Source organism: Paraglaciecola algarum (genome assembly GCF_021532655.1).
GTDB classification, from domain to species: domain Bacteria; phylum Pseudomonadota; class Gammaproteobacteria; order Enterobacterales; family Alteromonadaceae; genus Paraglaciecola; species Paraglaciecola algarum.
Genome location: NZ_JAKGAS010000031.1, coordinates 1 through 1213, shown reverse-complemented (window position 1 = coordinate 1213; position 1213 = coordinate 1). Strand labels below are relative to the sequence as shown.

The window sequence follows — 1213 nt, the reverse complement described above, 5'->3', positions numbered from 1 at the left end:
TGTCTCATCCTGAAATACGTTGACATAAAGAGGACTTCTTTATGGAAACATCAAGCAATAAAAGCGTCAGACGTTCACAACGAGATTACACGTTAGGCTTTAAATTAAGTGTTGTTGAGTTAGTAGAAAAAGGCGAATTCACCTACAAACAAGCCCAAAAAAACTTTGGCATACAAGGACGAAGTACTGTTTTAGTCTGGCTGAGAAAGCATGGTAAAATGGATTGGTCGAAGCCATTTCAGCCCCCACTTATGCCTAAATCAAAAGAAACACCCGCTCAACAAATTAAACGCTTAGAGCGTGAACTCCAAGATGAAAAGATAAGAAACCAAATCCTAAATGGCATGGTAGATATCATGGACAAAGAATATGGAGCAGGCCTAAGAAAAAAGTACTTATCCGATACGTCTGGCAAGCTAAGCAAAACAACGAAATAAGCTTAGCTGCTGCGTGTCGGTTATCCGGTATATCTCGACAATCAGTTTATCAATCGTTAGCGAGAATGGACATTAAACGAGAAAAACTTAGCCCTATCAAAGAATGGGTCATGTATTGGCGTCAATACATGCCACAGTTAGGTACACGAAAGCTATACCAACTCATCAAGCCGAAATTACTTGAGCATGACATCAAGTTAGGTAGAGATGGTCTGTTTACTTATCTTCGCCAGGAAGGCTTATTAGTAAAAGCTAAGAAGAGTTACATCAAAACAACGTTCAGCAAACATTGGATGAAAAAACATCCTAATTTACTTAAAGATAAAACACCTAGTAGGCCTGAAGAAGTCTTCGTCAGTGATATAACCTATGTGCAATCAAATGAAGGCGTCCACTACTTATCATTAGTCACAGATGCCTTCTCACGCAAGATAGTAGGTTATCACCTAAGTCATGAAATGAAAGCGACGGATGTTGTTAAAGCGCTCAATATGGCGATTAAAAATAGACACTACGACCATGGGCTCATTCATCATTCAGACCGAGGCTCACAATATTGCTCAGCATTATATCAATCAGTCCTTGAGGTAAATAATATTAGTCCATCAATGACAGATGGCTATGATTGTTATCAAAATGCATTAGCCGAACGAATAAACGGGATACTTAAACAAGAATTCCTGCTGTATCAATGCAATACACTGGATGAGCTAAGAATATTGGTAAGCGAATCAATAAGCATTTACAACGAGATGAGGCCGCACTTGAGTTTAGGT

General features: G+C 38.9%; 1 protein-coding gene. It reads left to right on the top strand.

Going from position 1 to position 1213, the window contains the following annotated elements; all coding sequences use genetic code 11:
* Window positions 1-41: 41 nt before the first annotated feature.
* Window positions 42-1213 (top strand): IS3 family transposase gene (locus L0668_RS20530; protein ID WP_235314599.1). Its coding sequence is split into 2 segments (ribosomal slippage), with 1173 coding nucleotides annotated over them: window positions 42-384 and window positions 384-1213; the frame shifts between segments, so codons are not numbered across the junction. This gene is flagged as partial in the annotation.